Here is a 16630-nt window from a genome sequence, read left to right as displayed (position 1 = left end):
GGATATTATTAACTTAGTATTGCAATGAATTGAACAATTTCCGTGATTTTTTGAGCCTTTTTCTAGTTCATAGAACAACCTAAATAAGGAGAGCGGACTCCAATTGTATTAGTCTCTCTCCTTATTTAAAGCACTCCCCAATTAATCAAACCTGTCCCTATGTCCTAATTGGTGTCAATTCATATAGCGATATTCTCGTAGACTATTCAAAATAGAGATTTCCTGTAATAATTGCTCTCCAACATTCGTTTCTCTAACCTTTTTTCTCTTTAATTCTTTATCCACCAATCTTTTTATTGATAAAACATCTGTCCCGTTAAGTAGTAGCACCAGCGGAGAAAAGCTCTCATTGTCCTTATCCTAATGTTAATGGTCATAGGCTTTAGACCTTTTTTGCTTCTCATGTAATCAACCCAGCCAAAAAATACTTCCAGAGTCATTTCTTCTTTCGACAAGTCCTCACCTAAATAATCACACAACCATTGAAAATGAAACTGGTATTCCTCAATGGTTCTAGGAGCTAAACCTTCAGAGTTCTTATACCACATGAATTTCTCAAACATTTCTTTCATTGTGAAGTTCTCTGTAACCTTCATCGTTGCCGTAACTCGACCATGTTTCCTTACACCTTTTCGCATAAAAAAACCTCCAAATTTAGTATTTGAAGGTTCTGAACTCACACAGTTTCATATTCTCGGACTCACACAAAAACTCGTTTAAAATGACCAAAAGACTGTGTGTGTTTGAAATTGTTCGTTTGACAAGAAGTCAGTATTGGCGGGACTGCGTGGGAATCGAACCCACCAGACCTGGCAAGCAGGTCTCAAGCAGTTTTGAAGACTGTTTCATATTCTCCGCTAAATCATTCCGTTCAATCAGCGTCAACATCAACGTTCAATAAACGCTTTACGCCATTCCTACCGCCAGTAGCTCCCGTATTTCCCACGATTTTATGCATAATGAATAGCCGTTCAATATGCGGATGGCTGCTTGTTTATGCGGTGGATCACGGTATCATTCGACAACCCCTCGAGTTCGGGACGGTCATCCGCGCCAGGCGCTTCGTGCTAGTGAATCGGAACCCTATCGCAACGCCTCGCATGCCACCTATCCGCACATACCCCCACCCGTATGTATTCCGCAGGCATTACGTAAGCTTACGCACCCTATTCGCAATATACCGAGTTCCTTCTATTATATACCCCTGGTAGGTATATTTGTAATGCCCTCTAATATTCCGTCAAATAAATAATATTAAGAAGGAAAACGCTTACAACGCGGCGAATATATACTTTGAGTTACTAATAAAAGTACACGGAGGGATGTCTTTTGATGAACTGCAAAAAATGTGAAAAAGAGTTTTATTTCCAAGTTACGGAAATGAATGTCCCTGGAGGCAAAGAGCGTGAGTATATAAATTGCCCCCATTGCGGTGAAACAAATGGTTCAGTTGTAACGAGCGGTGTCGTGTATATTCATAAAATTGAGGAAAACTCTAAGAATTAATTATCGATACTTTACACGACAATTGGGCCCTTGAACATAGGGCTTTCTTTAATTTTTGTACAAATAAAAACGCCACCGATTAAGGTGACGCAATGGTTTTTCGACAGCAATCAATCTACGACTTTAACTCCGACAATACTATCGAACGCCACTCGTCAAACTCCCCCGGCTTCACCTCAATACGCAGCTGATGCGTAATAGGGTCAACGTAATGTATGCCGCCAGTCAACTCCGTAGTAAAGCCGTCAGCCCATACGGTTAGCTTTATTGCAAGGCTGTACTCCATCGCGTAGGCTATGCGCTGATCAAACTCCTCCGTATCGAATTCGCTTAGTAACGGCCGTGGCTGGCGCTCTTGATCCTTAAACATGGCGCGCTGGTGTTCGAATACTTGCGGCATAAAGGACGCTGCATTCCATTTAATTAAACCGCGATCTCTTATCGTCATATCGAACATCTCCTTCGTTCTTATTATAACACGAACAAACGTTCCGTATGTAAACAATAAATAATATGTCATGAAAAGACCGACCTTTAGAAACAAGAGACGGTCTAATATGCTAGTCGCTGCTTTCATCATGGCGATGATGATGGCGATGAACTACTACGAAATCTTCATGTCTGAAGAACATCGTTGGTTCAGATTCATCTAGTGAACTGCCATCAGATGAGAATCCGCCTGTAACACTTACTAGAATTTCGTCCCCTGATTCTTCAACATCTCCGCTTACCGTTACAATCAAAGCACGTGGATCGCCTGCTGCTGTGACATTGGTGTCTGTGATCGGGATTGGTGTGAACACTGGTACAGCAACCCCCGCAGCTGTATTCGGAGGTAAGGTAAAAGAGCTCGGAGGTAACAGCACCAATATAGGAGCCGGAGGAGCAGTCGGACTCGGAAGCAAAATAACTTGGTCGATTCTTACCGTGGCGGTTAGCGTCCGATTTGTCTGGTTACTGAGCGTCACGATTACAATATTGCAGGGATTAGGTGGATGATGAGTAAAGATAGGAATAAGAAAAGGTCCCGTACGTAAAGTCGCTATAAAAAACACATCCTTTCGAAAAAGAAGTTTTTCAATCATTATAGTAAATGCGAAAGGTAATCTATTTGAAAGGGACAAGTACCGAGTAATAACGCACATTTTAACGCCACCGGTTAAGGTGACGCTAAGTTAATCTTTATTATTAAATACGTAATTAAGCGGTGAGTGTGCACTATGCTGATTCTGTACGTCCATATTCGTCATTTGAACGTAACGACGGACTCTATTCATATGAGAGTGGCCGAGAATACGCTGTAAACTAAACGGATCACCGCCATTCAGAATATAAAACAACGCGCCAGTGTGCCGAATCGTGTGTGGGCTGACTCGTTTATTTGTTATCTTTGCGACCTGGCCATAAACTCGTAAGTTATCGCGCACGGTTGCCTCTCCAATCTTTTCTCCTTCATACGTTAGGAATACGTACTCATTACCGCATTCTTCCGTCTCTTGCATATACTCGCTTAGTAGTTTCGCAGTCCTTGCTGAAATCGGCACCGTGCGTCCCACTCGCGTCTTCGTGTCCGCTGCTTCTAATCGAATAGACATCGTTTTAAAGTCGATGTTTTGCCGCTTCATATCCACGAGCTCGCAGACGCGCACCATCGTATCGAGTAAGACAAACGACATGACCTTCGTCCGAAATCCAACGTAGTTTTCGTCGTCAATGGCAGCTATTAATCTGCGATACTCCTCAACGGTAAACGCCTCTACAACATCTACAGGCGCCTTGATCGGCTTAAAACGCTTATGTATAGGCTCAGCTAGCCACATTTTATCTTCGTAGCAATAACGCAAAAATGCACGCATCGTCCTTACTCTAATATTAACGGTACCTTGCGTATAGTCCATCTCCTCAACCATAAACGTAATCCAGCCCATAAAGAGCTCCGTAGTCATCTCTTCCGCTGATACTTCTTTATCGATATACGTTTTAAAATAGCCGAAGTTATTATAGTGTTCTTGTATCGTCCGTTTCGCAAGTCCTTCGCCCTTCTTTAAAAGCATAAACTCCTCGAACATTTCCGTAATATTTAGGGAAACTTCAGATGTCGCTACTCGTTTAATTCTCCGTTGTAAACCTTTCCGCATAATAAAAAATCCCCTTCGCAAATTTAATAGCGTAAGAGGACGAACAGTTTTAGGCGACTATCAAAACAGTTTTAACCGTCAGCCTTTCACAGTCTTGCTTCGAGACTGGGCGGAAAATGTGTAAGTTAACGTGTCAATCACCGGCAACAATCACCGGATCAATCACCATCAAACCCTTGCGGGAGTAAGAACGTTGGCGGGACTGCGTGGGAATCGAACCCACCAGACCTGGCACGCAGGTCTCAAACAGTTTTGAAGACTGTGGAGGACACCAGTACCCCATTCAGCCCCATGGATGTTATAATATCAAAGATGTTTGGACTACAGTAACACAGTCTTTTGGCGAAAGAAACAAATTAATTCGCTTCCCTATCAGTTGATATCATATTACTATGGAATATGGTGATAATCAATAGAATCAATGGATTTGTCATTTTTTCGACAAGCTTTTCATCAGGAAACTACAGAACAATAACCTGTTTAGCGCGCATTCACAATGATTCGATTCTTGATTAAAATCTTAAGTATAATTTCATTCAATTTTGTCCAATACTTGTCTTAATTCATAAAAACAGACTATAATAAGAAGAAAAATAGTTATCTTGTAGGTGAATAGATATGCTTCATGGTTGGTTTCTATGGTTTATCCTGTTCTGGGTATTTTTCCTAGTTGGCTCATTTGCCATCGGTGGATTTTTTATGTTCCGAAAGTTTTTGAAGAAGATGCCGAAAGAAGATGGCAAATCAGTTATGGATTGGGAAGAACACTATGTAAATGAATCGCGGCACTTGTGGGGGCCCGAGGAGAAAGAACTCCTAGAGGATTTAGTCAGCCCTGTTCCCGAATTATTCCGCGATGTTGCCAGACATAAGATTGCCGGAAAGATTGGCGAAATCGCCCTTAAAGAAAGAGCTCCTAAAATCACTCAGGACCTCGTCATTCGTGGATATATTCAAGCCACACCAAAAAGAGATCATAAATTTTTACGAAAAAAGCTGTTTGAAAATAGAATTGATGTTGCTCCTTTTGAGCATCTATTTTAACCGTCTAGCTAATAGATGGTTTTTTATTTTGACATCAACGGACTCCATTGGATACATTTTTCAGACTTTTTCCCTAACTATTGTCGTCAACAGCCCTCATTAGCGACTCATTCCACAACTTTTTTCTGATTTCTTTCGCCAATAGCTTTTATTGGAGACACTTCTCATTGTTTTTCCCTAAATTTTGTCGCCAATAGCCCTTCTTGGCAACACTTTTCACTGATTTTACTGACTTTTGTCTCCAATAGCCCTCATTGGCGACTCATTCCACAACTTTTTTCTGATTTCTTTCGCCAATAGCTTTTATTGGAGACACTTCTCATTGTTTTTCCCTAAATTTTGTCGCCAATAGCCCTCATTGGCGACACTTTTCACTGATTTTTGTCGTCAATAGCCCTCATAGGCAACACTTTTCACTAATTTCTTCTGATTTCTGTCGCCAATAGTTTTTATTGGAGACACTTCTCATTGTTTTTTCCTAAATTTTGTCTCCAATAGCCCGGAACTTTGCAAACATTTTCGACTAATATTTCAAACTCATTATTTAACAAATCCAAAAAGAAAAACTGATCCAATAAAGGACCAGTCTCTCACATAATTATAATTGCTTATCACCATGAAGTTGCCTAAAAAGCTTTTTGTAGTCCATATACATCGCAATTCGCCATGGGACAATCATACAATAGGCAAGGAAAAAGAACATTCCGCTTAATTCTCCAAAATCAATGGTTGCACTAAGCACCGACTTCATAACGAGACGAACCACTAATAGTCCAATTAAAATAAAGAAAAATGCTTTCGATCGCTTTAGATAAATATCGTTATCGCGGATCTCAAACTTCGAGGTTTTAATGAGTAAAATAGAAAATAGCATCCCTACGACCGCTGCCTCGATCATTTCTGATCCACTTAGTCTAAATTGCGGTTCGATGTACATTAAAGCCCCACTCGACATGAAGAATGGCGGAAGGATTATCTTAAGAGCATTCGTGGGTTTCTTTGCAGCTTTCATACGGACAACTAAGGCAAGGGTGCCCATAAAAACCGCTCCAATTGAAGAAGCAACAACTAAGTTCATTAGATTCATTCCTTATCTAATATATTTACTAACCCATTATATCTCAAATAAATTCATTTGAAAAAAATTATCTCATGATAAAATGTTCCCATTTCTAACACACAGGTGATCGATACAAAAAAAGGAAAAAACCTCCTAAGGAAGTTCCCTTTCAAAGAATATAATATTTTTATATATTTATCATTTTTGAGTTTACATTAGAACCCCGTAAAGCCACCAAACATTTCTGAAAAAATAGTAATGATTTTAGTCATCCAGTCAAAGAATAGGACAATCCCCATTACAATCATTATGTAACCGCCAATTTTTACAATTTTGCCGCTGTTCTTCTTAATCCAAGTCATGCGGCCAAGGAAGAACGAAAGGATAAAGAATGGTATGGCAAAGCCTAGACAATAGGCAATCATATACATCATACCTGAACCTGGATTTGTGGCTGCTAGGGAAATAACAAACGATAGAATCGGACCTGTACAAGGCGTCCAACCAGCTGCAAATGCCATCCCAATTAAAACAGAACCAAAATAACCTGAAGGACGATTTTTAAATTCAATGCGGCGATCCTTCATCATAAACTTCGGATTTAAAATTCCTACGATCACTAAACCAAAGAAAACAATAAAAATTCCGCCTAGTTGACGAATAAGATCTTTATACTGTAAGAAAAAGCTTCCTAGAAACGAAGTTCCAAATCCAATCGCAATAAAAATAATCGAAAAGCCTAAAAGGAAAAATAATGTGTGGAGTAGACTCCGTTTTTGAAGCATCGCATTTTCACTTTTTAGCTCCCCAACAGACATTCCTGTAATGTAAGAGAGAAATGCAGGATAAAGAGGTAAACAACAAGGTGAAATAAAGCTTAAAAATCCTGCTCCTAATGCTAAAAATATATTTACATCTGACATATTAACACTCCCACTATAGTCGATACGTTTATATTCTAACAAATGTTTGATATAAATGATAATGGTTAACTTGAATATTTTGTGTCGCCGCTTGTTTTTCTGTTCATCTGAAATAACCCCCTTGTTAAAATATATGCATAAATTCGTTGGATATTTATTTACAAATGTCTTTGAAAAAATTTACATCATGGGTTATACTAGTAAAACCAATGTCATTTTGATATATTAGTAGTCTATTTGCACCATAATTTAGGAGTTACTCCGGAAAGGACATCGGCCGTGACAAAAAATGATTTAGTTACATTAATTGAAAAAAAACGAGCTGAATTAATTCAAGTCGCCATCACCAACGGCTTGACATCCTCCGTTGCAATTCGCTACAGCCAGGAACTTGATCATCTCTTAAATGAATATCATAGAATATATATAAACAAGATGCCTTCATCTGCCTGTTAAAAGAAAAATCCTTGTAAGTTGCCACCATAAAAAATAGACAATAGACCTATAAAACGAGTAAAAGCCTGGCTTCGCCGCCAGGCTTTTTTCCATTAATTCACAACATCCTCCAGACGTTCAACCGCTCCGTTTTGCAAAAGGAACATTTTATGGTACAAGCCACCCTGGGCAAGCAGTTCTTGATGGGTTCCCCGTTCAACAATTTCCCCCTGATGCAAAACTAAGATTAAATCAGCATCCTGAATGGTTGACAGGCGATGCGCAATGGCAATAGTCGTTCGCCCTTTTCGCATTTTGGCGAGTGCGGTTTGAATGGCTTCTTCTGTTTCTGTATCTATATTCGCGGTCGCTTCGTCGAGTACCAATATTTTGGGATTAGCGGCGATTGTTCGGGCAAAAGCGATTAATTGCCTTTGACCGCTTGAAAATGTGGTACCACGCTCGACAACCTTATGTTCAAAGCCATCCTCCAACTTTTCAATAAAGGTGTGGACTTGGACAAACTTTGCTGCTTCTTCGACTTGTTCATCCGTCATCTCATTCGAATGAAGGCGGATATTATCCTTCACCGTCCCGTAGAACAAGAATGGATCCTGTAAGACTAAGCCCATTTTCTCCCTGAGTTCTGTCTTTGTGAAGTTCCGAATCGATTGACCATCAATCAAAATGTCCCCCCGTTCATACTCATAAAAACGCATTAACAAATTGATAATCGAGCTTTTTCCACTTCCGGTATGGCCAACCAGTGCGACTGTTTCACCAGGATTTGCCATGAAGGAAATAGATTTTAGCACATCCCGTTTTCCATCATAGGAAAAACTTAAATTCTTAAACTCAATCATTCCTCTTTCAATGGAATTGGTCCGCTCTTTTTTTTGTATTGGTGCTAATTCTTCCTCATCCAACAGTTTAAAAACACGCGAGCCAGCGACAATCGCTTGTTGGTACAAGGAAAGCCTCATCATCATCTGATTAACCGGTTCGAAAAAACGATCCAAATAATTTATGAAGGCATATAACACGCCGATTTCCACCATATGGTTAAAAGACGTTATTCCAAAATAACTTAATACAATGATTAAGCCCAAAATATAGATTAAATCAATCGCTGGTCTTAACAGGAGGCCATCTATTTTGATATTTTTCATTCCTGCCTGATAGTGTTGGTCATTAATAGCTCCGAATTCTGCCCGGAGTCTTTTTTCCTGCCGAAACACTTGAATTATTCCCATTCCAGATAATGATTCACTGAGCTTGGCATTCAATTGACTCAGCCGTTCGCGCATATCAAGGTAAAATCGTGAACTTAATTTTCTGTATAGGTTCATGACAAACAATAATAACGGAAGGATCACGACACATAATAAGCCAAGTTTGATGTTCAGAATAAACATCGCAATAAAAATACCTAGTAATAAAAATCCACCTTGGATAAACGTTGCAATAACGGTAACAAACATGTCTTTAATGGCTTCGGTATCATTGGTCACCCTTGAAACGATACTTCCTGCTGGGGTCTTATCAAAATACTTTAGCCCGAGCGACTGTACTTTAGAAAAAACATCAATGCGCAGCTGTTGGATAATTTTCAAAGCCAGTTCCTGGAATTTAACCAATTGAAAAAACATGAGAATCGCTTTAATCATTTGGATTGACATGTACGTGGAACCTAGGATCAAAAGTGGCTGAAACTCTAGCTTCCCAGGAGTTAAATAATCATCGATAAATATTTTTACGATAATCGGTAAAACAATATCGCCGATCGTTGTTAATAGTAAGAAGATAAATGCTGTGACAATCGTTTTTTTATGTGGTTTCGTATAAGAAAGCAAACGGAATAAAATATTTCTTTGTTCACAATCTGTAAGCTGAATTTTCTCATCCATCTTAATGCCCTCCATGCTCAACCAACTCTTCTAGCTGCTGGCGTAAATACATTTCCTTATACCATTCACCCGATTCCATCAATTCTTCATGTGTACCTCTTTCCACAATCTTTCCATCCTCAAGAACGAGAATGAGATTTGCGTGTTGAATGGCACTTAATCGGTGTGAAGTAATGATGGTTGTTTTTCCTTCCCTATTCTGTTTTAATGCTGAAAGAATGGCTTCTTCTGTTTTTGCATCTACTGCAGATAATGAATCATCGAGTACTAACACTTCTGGCTTCATCAAAATAGCCCGGGCAATCGAAATCCTTTGCTTCTGCCCGCCCGATAAGGATACCCCACGCTCTCCAACAACCGTTTGATAGCCTTCAGTAAATTGAAGGATATCAGTATGGATATTGGCAAGCTTAGCGGCATTCTCGACTTCCTCTATTGATGCCCCGTGGTTCGTAAAGGCGATATTTTCACTAACAGAGGCTGAAAACAAGAAATGATCTTGCGGTACATAACCAATGGCCTCGCGTAATTTTTCAAGCTTGTATTCCTGCAGAGATTTCCCTCCAAATCTAATTTCACCTTGATAACTATCAAACTCACGAATGAGCAGTTTTAAAAGAGTGGTTTTACCAGCACCGGTTTTACCAACAATGCCCACCGTCTCGCCGGTATGTATCGAAAAATATATATCCTTTAAAACCGGTGTGGTTTCTCCAGGATAGGTAAAGCTAGAAAGATTGTATTCAATATCACCCGCGGGCACCACGTTTAAGGCCCCCTCCTTATCGGCTATATCTTCTTTTTCTTGAAGGAGCATGGAAACTCGGTCATAGGAAGCACTGCCTCGCTCAACAATATTAAATAACCAGCCAAATGCAAGCATCGGCCAGATGAGTAAACCTAAATATGTAGTAAACGAGAGTAATTGCCCGATTGTTAGTTCCCCATTAAGCACGTATTTTGCACCAAACACAATCGATAAGAAAAAGGAAATACCAACAATGATCGAAATCGTCGGATCGAAAAGAGAATCAATTTTTGCGACAGTGATATTTTTTTGGACGACATCTTCTGATTGCTTCCGAAAATCCTCGATATCTTCATTTTCCTGGCCAAACGTCTTAATCACTTTAATCCCAGTAATACTTTCCTGAGTTTTATCATTTAATGACGAAAATGCTTCCTGTGCCTGATAAAAGGTTCGATGGAGCATTGTTCCAAACCAGCTCGTAAGTATTACCATAAAGGGCATCGGAATTAAACAGATTAATGTTAACTTCCAGCTAATCGTAAATGCCATTGCACAGATAACAAACCCACCAGTTGAAAGAGAATCAACGAAGGTTAGCACGCCTACGCCCGCTGTTTGTTGAATGGCTGACAGATCGTTTGTGGCATGTGCCATTAAATCCCCTATTCGACGTTTTTGGTAAAATGATGGCGACATATTTGTAAAATGATGATACAGCCGATTTCGAAGCAACTTACTTAACTTAACTGATGATCCAAAAATCATAATTCTCCAGTAGTACCTAAGGAAATACATTGCAAGGGCAACAATAACTAATACGGCCATCCACTGCAAGAGAATTCCCGTTGTCATCGTCCTATTCTTAATTTGGTCAGCAATGATTCCTATGATCTTTGGCGGCACCAGTTGCAATATAGCTACAAGCATTAGGAGGAAAATCCCGGATATATACGCTTTTTTCTCCTGTTTAAAATACCAGCCTAATTCTAAAAATACTTTCATTAAACCGCCCCCAAATCACGAGTAATCGATCTGCCAAAAATTGAATATGTTGTTAATTAAAGTTATTCGGAAAAATAATCCAACGGACTGAGGTTTAATTTTACCAAATTTTTATAAAATAATAAAGATTTAGAATATTTTTATCAGCACGAAAAAAGCACCCATCTACATGAGTGCTTGTCCGTTTTATTTTGATTGTTGTTTGTTCATGGCAGCCATCATTTGGTTGATCTTCTTTTGAGATGGTTTTTGTCCCATTTGCATCATCATCATTTTTAACATTTGTTCATTGATTGGCGGATTTTTCTTTAAGTAGCTCATCATATATTTACGAGCAATGAAAAATCCTAGTGCTACACCAGCTGCTAATGCTAGTATACCAACTAGAATGTAATAACCCATATTCAACTTCCTCCTTCATGTTGTCTACCATACAGTGTACTAAATAAAACACGATTAGACAATATCTGCAATTAGATAAATTTTCTTTCCTTTATCGGCTTTAACCAACCGTAACGCTGATGTTCAAGGTCTAGTGCCATAAAGGAAGACTCACATTTTCTTAGAACCTCAAAAAAAGCCGTCTCTGCTTCATAGCTGCCTTGTGCATCAATAGTAATTAAGTCTTGAAAAACCTCTAATTTAGCCGTACTTAGTTTTCCGCTTAATTCAATCGAATATGCACCATGCTCTGCTTTAAAACCCTTAATTTTTCCAAGTTGTTTTTGAATAAGTTGATGGATCTTTAGTACCTCAACCTTTTTGGTTATATAGGAAATTTGTTTTTGTGTAATAAATTTAAGTTCGCCGTTCGATTTATGATGTTCATGAAAAAGTTGGAAAAATAATCGTTCTCTTCCGAAGTAATGGGTCGCAAATTCATCTTCTATTAAATATAGCTGATATTTTCTCACCACTGTTCTCTCCTTCGTTGATTACCCTTTTTACTATTATAAAAAAAGACAAACGAAACTTTTGTCTTACGACGGCAAAAACTTCCACTATTTTTGTCGATTAGCAGGATTCTAAACTATTCTTCTATAAATTCGGTAGATTTGTTGAATTTTCCTGCAAACATTAACTTTGTTCATAATATTGTTGATATTCCTGGCAATTCAGACACAAAAAGGAGAGCGGAATAACTCCGCTCTCCCTAACATTTAACTATTTTACTTTTGCAAAAGTGCTTTTACACGTGCAACTACGTTGTTTACAGTGAACCCGAATTCTTCCATAATCTTTTCTCCAGGTGCTGAAGCTCCGAAATGATCAATAGCAAGAACATCGCCTTCGTCACCAGTGTATTTGTGCCAGCCAAATGATGCTCCCACTTCAATTCCAAGACGCTTTTTCACACTTCTTGGCAGAACAGAGTCTTTGTACTCTTGAGATTGCTGCTCGAATCGATCCCATGAAGGCATACTTACAACCGAAACATGAACACCTTCTCCAGCAAGCGCTTTTTGAGCTTCCACTGCAAGGCTTACTTCTGATCCAGTTGCTAATAACAACGCATCAGGAGTTTCTCTTTCTGAAGGAGACACCACATATGCCCCTTTAGAAACTCCCTCGTACGCATTGGTATCCGTTCCATTTAATGTAGGTAAATCTTGACGAGTTAATACAAGTGCAGTTGGTTTGTTGGTAGACTCCACTGCAAGTTTCCAAGCAGCTGCCGTTTCATTACCGTCTGCAGGACGAATGATTGATAATCCTGACATGGCACGTAATGCTGCAAGCTGTTCAACTGGCTCATGTGTTGGTCCATCTTCCCCTACAGCAATACTGTCATGGGTAAAGACATAAGTGACAGGTAATCCCATTAAAGCTGCTAGACGAATGGCAGGACGCAAGTAATCAGAGAAGACAAAGAATGTTCCGCCAAATACTTTTACGCCGCCATGAAGAGCAATACCATTCATTGCCGCACCCATCGCAAATTCACGCACACCAAACCAGATATTACGGCCTTCATAGGAACCAGGCATAAAGTCTTTCGTACCTTTAATCATCGTTTTATTCGAACCAGCAAGGTCTGCTGATCCACCGATAAAAATAGGTAGATTCTTAGCAATACCATTTAATACTTCACCTGAAGAGGCACGGCTTGCCAGGCTTTTTCCTTCTGGATATACAGGGATTTCTTTATCCCAACCTGCAGGAAGTTCATTATTTAATGCTTGTTCAAGCTGAGTAGCTAGTTCAGGGTACTCTTTTTTATATTGAGCGAAAAGATCATTCCACTCTTTTTCCTTTTTCTCGCCATTTTCAACGATCAGCTTCTGGAAGTTGTCATAGACTTCCTGGGGTACATGGAAATCTTCTTCAAAAGTCCATTTATAAGCCTCTTTTGTAAGTTTTAATTCATTCGCTCCAAGTGGTGAACCATGAACACCTGAAGTTCCCGCACGGTTTGGTGAACCATAGCCAATGACCGTTCTTACTTCAATCATTGTTGGTCTGTCTAAATCATTTTTAGCTTCTTCCAGAGCTTTCGCAATTTCATCCAGATTATTGCCGTCTTCGACACGAACATATTGCCATCCGTATGATAGGAAGCGATCTTTGACACTTTCTGAGAACGACTTATCTAGGTCTCCATCAAGTGAGATATCGTTTGAATCATAAAGGACTACCAATCGCCCTAATTTCAAGTGTCCTGCTAGCGACGCTGCCTCAGCAGATACACCCTCCATCAAATCTCCATCTCCACAGATACTGTATGTAAAATGGTTCACAAGTTCATATTTATCTTTATTATAAACACTTGCAACATGGCGTTCTGTCATTGCCATTCCTACTGCCATTGCAATCCCCTGTCCAAGTGGACCAGTAGTTGCTTCAACACCTTCAGTGTGGCCATACTCTGGGTGTCCAGGCGTTTTAGAGCCCCATTGGCGGAATTGCTTTAAGTCATCCATTGATAAGTTGAAACCAGACAAGTGAAGCATGCTGTATAACAACGCTGAACCATGACCTGCTGACAAGACAAAACGATCTCGGTTAAACCACTGTGGATTCTTTGGATTTTGGTTCAAGAAACGCGTCCATAAAGTATAGGTCATTGGCGCTGCACCCATCGGCATTCCTGGATGTCCTGAGTTTGCTTTTTCGATCGCATCAATGGAAAGCGTTCGAATGGAGGTAACAGATAAATCATCAATAGTATTAAACATGAATTACATCCTTTCCTAATCACAAGGTTACTTTATACATTTCAATTTTATATTGCTACCGTTTTTTATTCAACAAATAGCATAATAATAAGAAACAAAAATCACTATTTTTTTTATTTTTACACAAAAATAGTCAGTATATGTAAAATAGGAATACAAAAAATGTATTCCTGAACTTTTAGTGAAGTGTATTTTTTTTCCTAGCCTTGATTTTTTCCGGTGTAACGTCATTTCCTTCCGGATCAATAAACTTGGTGTTGGTAAGGGTATCAAGCATATTCGAACGAAAAGTAGCCAAATATTCACTTCTTAATTTAGTTTGCTCTTTCGCTTCTGTTTCAGTCAATCCCGTTGCTTTTGCTTTTCGTGCCAGCTCATTAATTCTAGCCATCTTTTCTTTTGAAAGCATTCAAAGACCTTCCTTTCAAACTATTTACATGACACCTGATTTTACTAAAAAAAAAACCTAATGACAAGGCAAAAGGTCTACTCTTCTTGTGATTCAATATATTCCTGGAATCTTCTATGAACCGTGGCTTTAGAAATGTTATAGCCAAAACCTCTAAGTGTAGCAGCTATTTCTGAAAAAATTAATCCATTTTTTCTTAACCGGACAATTTCTCCAATTGGAACTTCAATTTTCTCTCGTCCAGAGGATTCTCCGAGATTTTTTAAGTTTTTTTCTGGTTTATATCCATTCTGGACTGCTCGCTTCATTCCACGTTTGATTTTTGCATTATGTAGTTTACGTTGGTACTCTTCAACCATACTTACGATGTTCAAAACCATGGAATCCGATTCTGAAAGCTGTAATTCTCCACTATGGGAGATACTATAAAGTTTAATATTTTCTTTTAAAATGCAATGCAAGAGCGCAATTTTGGCGTTACCTCTACCGAGTCGTGTTTCATCCTGAATTAAGAGGGCTTGTACATGCTTTTCTCTAATTCGTTCTAATAATTGAAAAATCCCCTCACGATTAAAATCATAGCCACTAGCCTTTTCTTTAATTACCCTATCAATCTCAAAGTGATAGGTGTTAGCTAGTTGCGTTAATTCCTCTTCCTGACGCTTTAACGAAGATTCTTGTGTTTCCTTATTTGTGCTGACACGGCAGTATATAATTGCTTTCATAAAAGTTCCTTTCTATTCACTAACGGCGCTAGCAAATTCATTCGTAGATGAGACTTCTTTACTCACCGGAATGATAATTTCTTCACCTGGAAATATTTGATCATCATCTAATTCATTATGCTTTTTTATCCAAGCAACAAACTCCTTGTTTGATAATGAATGTTGACCCGAAAATTGATCAGAGATTTTCCATAGTGAATCTCCTTCTGTGATTGTAACCTTTAAAAAATTATCTTGCGCGTTGGAATGATGTTGGAATGATAATATGATTGAAAGTGAACAACTTAAAATAATAAGAGTAATAGCATAGGAGTATTTGTTCCATAATTTTTTCATAAATAACACCTCTATAAGAATGTATGTTCGATTTATTATTTTCATTATAAATCGAACGTTTGTTTGTTGTCAACCATATTTTCGAACTTATGTTTGTATAAAAAATACGAACATGTTATAATAAAGTCAACATTAACCAGGCGAGGTGGATTTTATCATGGCTAAAATATCAAAGAGGCAGCAAGATATCTTAGACTTCATTAAAAGTGAGGTTAAGAGTAAAGGATATCCCCCTTCAGTAAGGGAAATTGGAGAAGCGGTTGGACTCGCATCCAGTTCTACTGTTCACGGACATCTAGCAAGATTGGAAAGCAAAGGACTTATTAGACGGGATCCCACAAAACCAAGAGCAATTGAAATATTAGAAGCAGATGTTGCTGCACATATACCAAGAAATACAGTTGTCAATGTTCCAGTGGTTGGGAAAGTAACGGCAGGACTCCCAATTACAGCGATTGAAAATGTGGAAGAGTATTTTCCGCTTCCAGAAAGTCTTGCACCTGCAGATGAACAAGTTTTCATGTTAGAAATCATGGGTGAGAGTATGATAGAAGCTGGGATCCTAGACGGGGACTATGTAATTGTGAAACAGCAGCCAACCGCTAATAACGGGGATATTGTTGTAGCAATGACCGAGGAAGATGAAGCCACCTGTAAAAGATTTTTCAAAGAAAAAGATTACATACGCCTGCAGCCGGAAAATTCTACAATGGACCCTATTATATTAAGGAATGTTTCGATTTTAGGTAAAGTTATTGGGGTTTACCGACATATTCATTAAGTTTAAGAGAGTTGGCATATACGTGCCGACTCTTTTTTTGTTGTGCTAATCAACCTAAAGCTGAAGGAACTACAGAATCTGGGGTAGAGTGGGTCTACGCGACCTTTCCAGAAGAATCTCTACGAGTTGGGGCACGTAGAGACGACCTACGTGACCGTTCTAGATGAATTTCTACGAGTTGGGGCACGTAGAGGGGGCCTACGTGACCTTTCCAGAAGAATCTCTACGAGTTGGGGCACGTAGAGGGGGCCTACGTGACCGTTCTAGATGAATCTCTACGAGTTGAGGCACGTAGAGGGGGCCTACGTGACCGTTCTAGATGAATTTCTACGAGTTGAGGCACGTAGAGGGGGCCTACGTGACCGTTCTAGATGAATTTCTACGAGTTGGGGCACGTAGAGACGACCTACGTGACCGTTCTAGATGAATTTCTACGA

At 39.2% G+C, this 16630-nt stretch carries 18 protein-coding genes, 1 tRNA gene and 1 pseudogene; 4 read left to right on the top strand and 16 right to left on the bottom strand.

The genetic code is table 11. From position 1 onward, the window contains the following. Positions 1 to 174: 174 nt before the first annotated feature. Both J7E67_RS08200 and J7E67_RS08195 read right to left on the bottom strand, forming a co-directional pair. Positions 175 to 327, bottom strand: a pseudogene (locus J7E67_RS08200) (fructose-bisphosphatase class III); the annotation flags it as partial. Next, entirely contained in the window at positions 294 to 548 is a 255-nt protein-coding gene (locus J7E67_RS08195) for a site-specific integrase (protein ID WP_251026665.1), read from the bottom strand. The pseudogene J7E67_RS08200 and the gene J7E67_RS08195, both read right to left, overlap by 34 nt. A 781-nt stretch (positions 549 to 1329) precedes the next feature. Here J7E67_RS08195 and J7E67_RS08190 point away from each other — a divergent pair. Continuing rightward, complete coding sequence (locus J7E67_RS08190) at positions 1330 to 1506, top strand: hypothetical protein (RefSeq protein ID WP_214731345.1); 177 nt, start codon at positions 1330 to 1332, stop codon at positions 1504 to 1506. A gap of 115 nt (positions 1507 to 1621) precedes the next feature. On the opposite strand, the gene J7E67_RS08185 is transcribed toward J7E67_RS08190, so the two are convergent. From J7E67_RS08185 to J7E67_RS08170, 4 genes are all read right to left on the bottom strand, one after another. Beyond that, entirely contained in the window at positions 1622 to 1954 is a 333-nt protein-coding gene (locus J7E67_RS08185; protein ID WP_251026640.1) for a YolD-like family protein, read from the bottom strand. Positions 1955 to 2066: 112 nt separating this feature from the next. Beyond that, positions 2067 to 2651 (bottom strand): hypothetical protein, encoded by a 585-nt coding sequence (locus J7E67_RS08180; protein WP_214731343.1) that lies wholly within the window; start codon positions 2649 to 2651, stop codon positions 2067 to 2069. A 30-nt stretch (positions 2652 to 2681) separates the two neighbouring features. Then, the gene (locus J7E67_RS08175; RefSeq protein ID WP_214711479.1) at positions 2682 to 3644 is read right to left on the bottom strand and encodes a tyrosine-type recombinase/integrase; all 963 of its coding nucleotides are present in this window, start codon (positions 3642 to 3644) and stop codon (positions 2682 to 2684) included. 194 nt (positions 3645 to 3838) lie between these two features. Beyond that, positions 3839 to 3935 (bottom strand) — tRNA-Sec (locus J7E67_RS08170). Between the two features lie 327 nt (positions 3936 to 4262). Here J7E67_RS08170 and J7E67_RS08165 point away from each other — a divergent pair. After that, positions 4263 to 4688, top strand: coding sequence for a DUF2621 domain-containing protein (locus tag J7E67_RS08165; RefSeq protein ID WP_214715990.1), 426 nt, complete (start codon positions 4263 to 4265; stop codon positions 4686 to 4688). Positions 4689 to 5286: 598 nt separating this feature from the next. On the opposite strand, the gene J7E67_RS08160 is transcribed toward J7E67_RS08165, so the two are convergent. Together J7E67_RS08160 and J7E67_RS08155 are read right to left on the bottom strand one after the other, a co-directional pair. Then, entirely contained in the window at positions 5287 to 5766 is a 480-nt protein-coding gene (locus J7E67_RS08160) for a CcdC family protein (RefSeq protein ID WP_214715991.1), read from the bottom strand. 197 nt (positions 5767 to 5963) lie between these two features. Next, the gene (locus J7E67_RS08155) at positions 5964 to 6671 is read right to left on the bottom strand and encodes a cytochrome c biogenesis CcdA family protein (protein ID WP_214731341.1); all 708 of its coding nucleotides are present in this window, start codon (positions 6669 to 6671) and stop codon (positions 5964 to 5966) included. A 279-nt stretch (positions 6672 to 6950) separates the two neighbouring features. Between J7E67_RS08155 and J7E67_RS08150 the strand changes: the two genes are divergently transcribed. Next, positions 6951 to 7127, top strand: coding sequence for an aspartyl-phosphate phosphatase Spo0E family protein (locus J7E67_RS08150; protein WP_214715993.1), 177 nt, complete (start codon positions 6951 to 6953; stop codon positions 7125 to 7127). A 92-nt stretch (positions 7128 to 7219) separates the two neighbouring features. On the opposite strand, the gene J7E67_RS08145 is transcribed toward J7E67_RS08150, so the two are convergent. From J7E67_RS08145 to yneA, 8 genes are all read right to left on the bottom strand, one after another. Then, positions 7220 to 9013 (bottom strand): ABC transporter ATP-binding protein, encoded by a 1794-nt coding sequence (locus J7E67_RS08145; protein WP_214715994.1) that lies wholly within the window; start codon positions 9011 to 9013, stop codon positions 7220 to 7222. 1 nt (position 9014) lies between these two features. Then, complete coding sequence (locus J7E67_RS08140; protein ID WP_214715996.1) at positions 9015 to 10766, bottom strand: ABC transporter transmembrane domain-containing protein; 1752 nt, start codon at positions 10764 to 10766, stop codon at positions 9015 to 9017. A gap of 186 nt (positions 10767 to 10952) precedes the next feature. Continuing rightward, the gene (locus J7E67_RS08135; protein WP_088086539.1) at positions 10953 to 11168 is read right to left on the bottom strand and encodes a YneF family protein; all 216 of its coding nucleotides are present in this window, start codon (positions 11166 to 11168) and stop codon (positions 10953 to 10955) included. A 71-nt stretch (positions 11169 to 11239) separates the two neighbouring features. Next, positions 11240 to 11680, bottom strand: coding sequence for a sporulation inhibitor of replication protein SirA (sirA, locus tag J7E67_RS08130; protein ID WP_214715998.1), 441 nt, complete (start codon positions 11678 to 11680; stop codon positions 11240 to 11242). Between the two features lie 255 nt (positions 11681 to 11935). Continuing rightward, positions 11936 to 13942 (bottom strand): transketolase, encoded by a 2007-nt coding sequence (tkt, locus tag J7E67_RS08125; protein ID WP_214731338.1) that lies wholly within the window; start codon positions 13940 to 13942, stop codon positions 11936 to 11938. Positions 13943 to 14120: 178 nt separating this feature from the next. Then, positions 14121 to 14351 (bottom strand): DUF896 domain-containing protein, encoded by a 231-nt coding sequence (locus tag J7E67_RS08120; protein WP_088086536.1) that lies wholly within the window; start codon positions 14349 to 14351, stop codon positions 14121 to 14123. Between the two features lie 77 nt (positions 14352 to 14428). Beyond that, positions 14429 to 15076: a YneB family resolvase-like protein gene (locus J7E67_RS08115; RefSeq protein WP_214716001.1), complete on the bottom strand. Its 648-nt coding sequence runs from the start codon at positions 15074 to 15076 to the stop codon at positions 14429 to 14431. A 12-nt stretch (positions 15077 to 15088) separates the two neighbouring features. After that, positions 15089 to 15412: a cell division suppressor protein YneA gene (gene yneA / locus J7E67_RS08110; RefSeq protein ID WP_214716002.1), complete on the bottom strand. Its 324-nt coding sequence runs from the start codon at positions 15410 to 15412 to the stop codon at positions 15089 to 15091. Between the two features lie 157 nt (positions 15413 to 15569). On the opposite strand from yneA, the gene lexA reads away from it, so the two are divergent. Further along, a complete protein-coding gene (lexA, locus tag J7E67_RS08105; protein ID WP_168242900.1) occupies positions 15570 to 16193 on the top strand; it encodes a transcriptional repressor LexA in 624 nt (207 codons plus the stop codon). Positions 16194 to 16630: the final 437 nt, after the last annotated feature.

Source organism: Bacillus sp. ISL-46, from assembly GCF_018613205.1.
This window is presented reverse-complemented; position numbering and strand designations above follow the sequence as displayed.

Bases quoted from the DNA above. Each gene is read 5' to 3' on its own strand.
- lexA (WP_168242900.1), top strand. From the start codon at position 15,570: ATGGCTAAAATATCAAAGAGGCAGCAAGATATCTTAGACTTCATTAAA.
- J7E67_RS08180 (WP_214731343.1), bottom strand. From the start codon at position 2,651: ATGTGCGTTATTACTCGGTACTTGTCCCTTTCAAATAGATTACCTTTC.
- J7E67_RS08145 (WP_214715994.1), bottom strand. From the start codon at position 9,013: ATGGATGAGAAAATTCAGCTTACAGATTGTGAACAAAGAAATATTTTA.
- J7E67_RS08175 (WP_214711479.1), bottom strand. From the start codon at position 3,644: ATGCGGAAAGGTTTACAACGGAGAATTAAACGAGTAGCGACATCTGAA.
- yneA (WP_214716002.1), bottom strand. From the start codon at position 15,412: ATGAAAAAATTATGGAACAAATACTCCTATGCTATTACTCTTATTATT.
- J7E67_RS08195 (WP_251026665.1), bottom strand. From the start codon at position 548: ATGTGGTATAAGAACTCTGAAGGTTTAGCTCCTAGAACCATTGAGGAA.
- J7E67_RS08140 (WP_214715996.1), bottom strand. From the start codon at position 10,766: ATGAAAGTATTTTTAGAATTAGGCTGGTATTTTAAACAGGAGAAAAAA.
- tkt (WP_214731338.1), bottom strand. From the start codon at position 13,942: ATGTTTAATACTATTGATGATTTATCTGTTACCTCCATTCGAACGCTT.
- J7E67_RS08165 (WP_214715990.1), top strand. From the start codon at position 4,263: ATGCTTCATGGTTGGTTTCTATGGTTTATCCTGTTCTGGGTATTTTTC.
- J7E67_RS08185 (WP_251026640.1), bottom strand. From the start codon at position 1,954: ATGACGATAAGAGATCGCGGTTTAATTAAATGGAATGCAGCGTCCTTT.
- J7E67_RS08135 (WP_088086539.1), bottom strand. From the start codon at position 11,168: ATGGGTTATTACATTCTAGTTGGTATACTAGCATTAGCAGCTGGTGTA.
- J7E67_RS08160 (WP_214715991.1), bottom strand. From the start codon at position 5,766: ATGAACTTAGTTGTTGCTTCTTCAATTGGAGCGGTTTTTATGGGCACC.
- J7E67_RS08155 (WP_214731341.1), bottom strand. From the start codon at position 6,671: ATGTCAGATGTAAATATATTTTTAGCATTAGGAGCAGGATTTTTAAGC.
- J7E67_RS08120 (WP_088086536.1), bottom strand. From the start codon at position 14,351: ATGCTTTCAAAAGAAAAGATGGCTAGAATTAATGAGCTGGCACGAAAA.
- J7E67_RS08115 (WP_214716001.1), bottom strand. From the start codon at position 15,076: ATGAAAGCAATTATATACTGCCGTGTCAGCACAAATAAGGAAACACAA.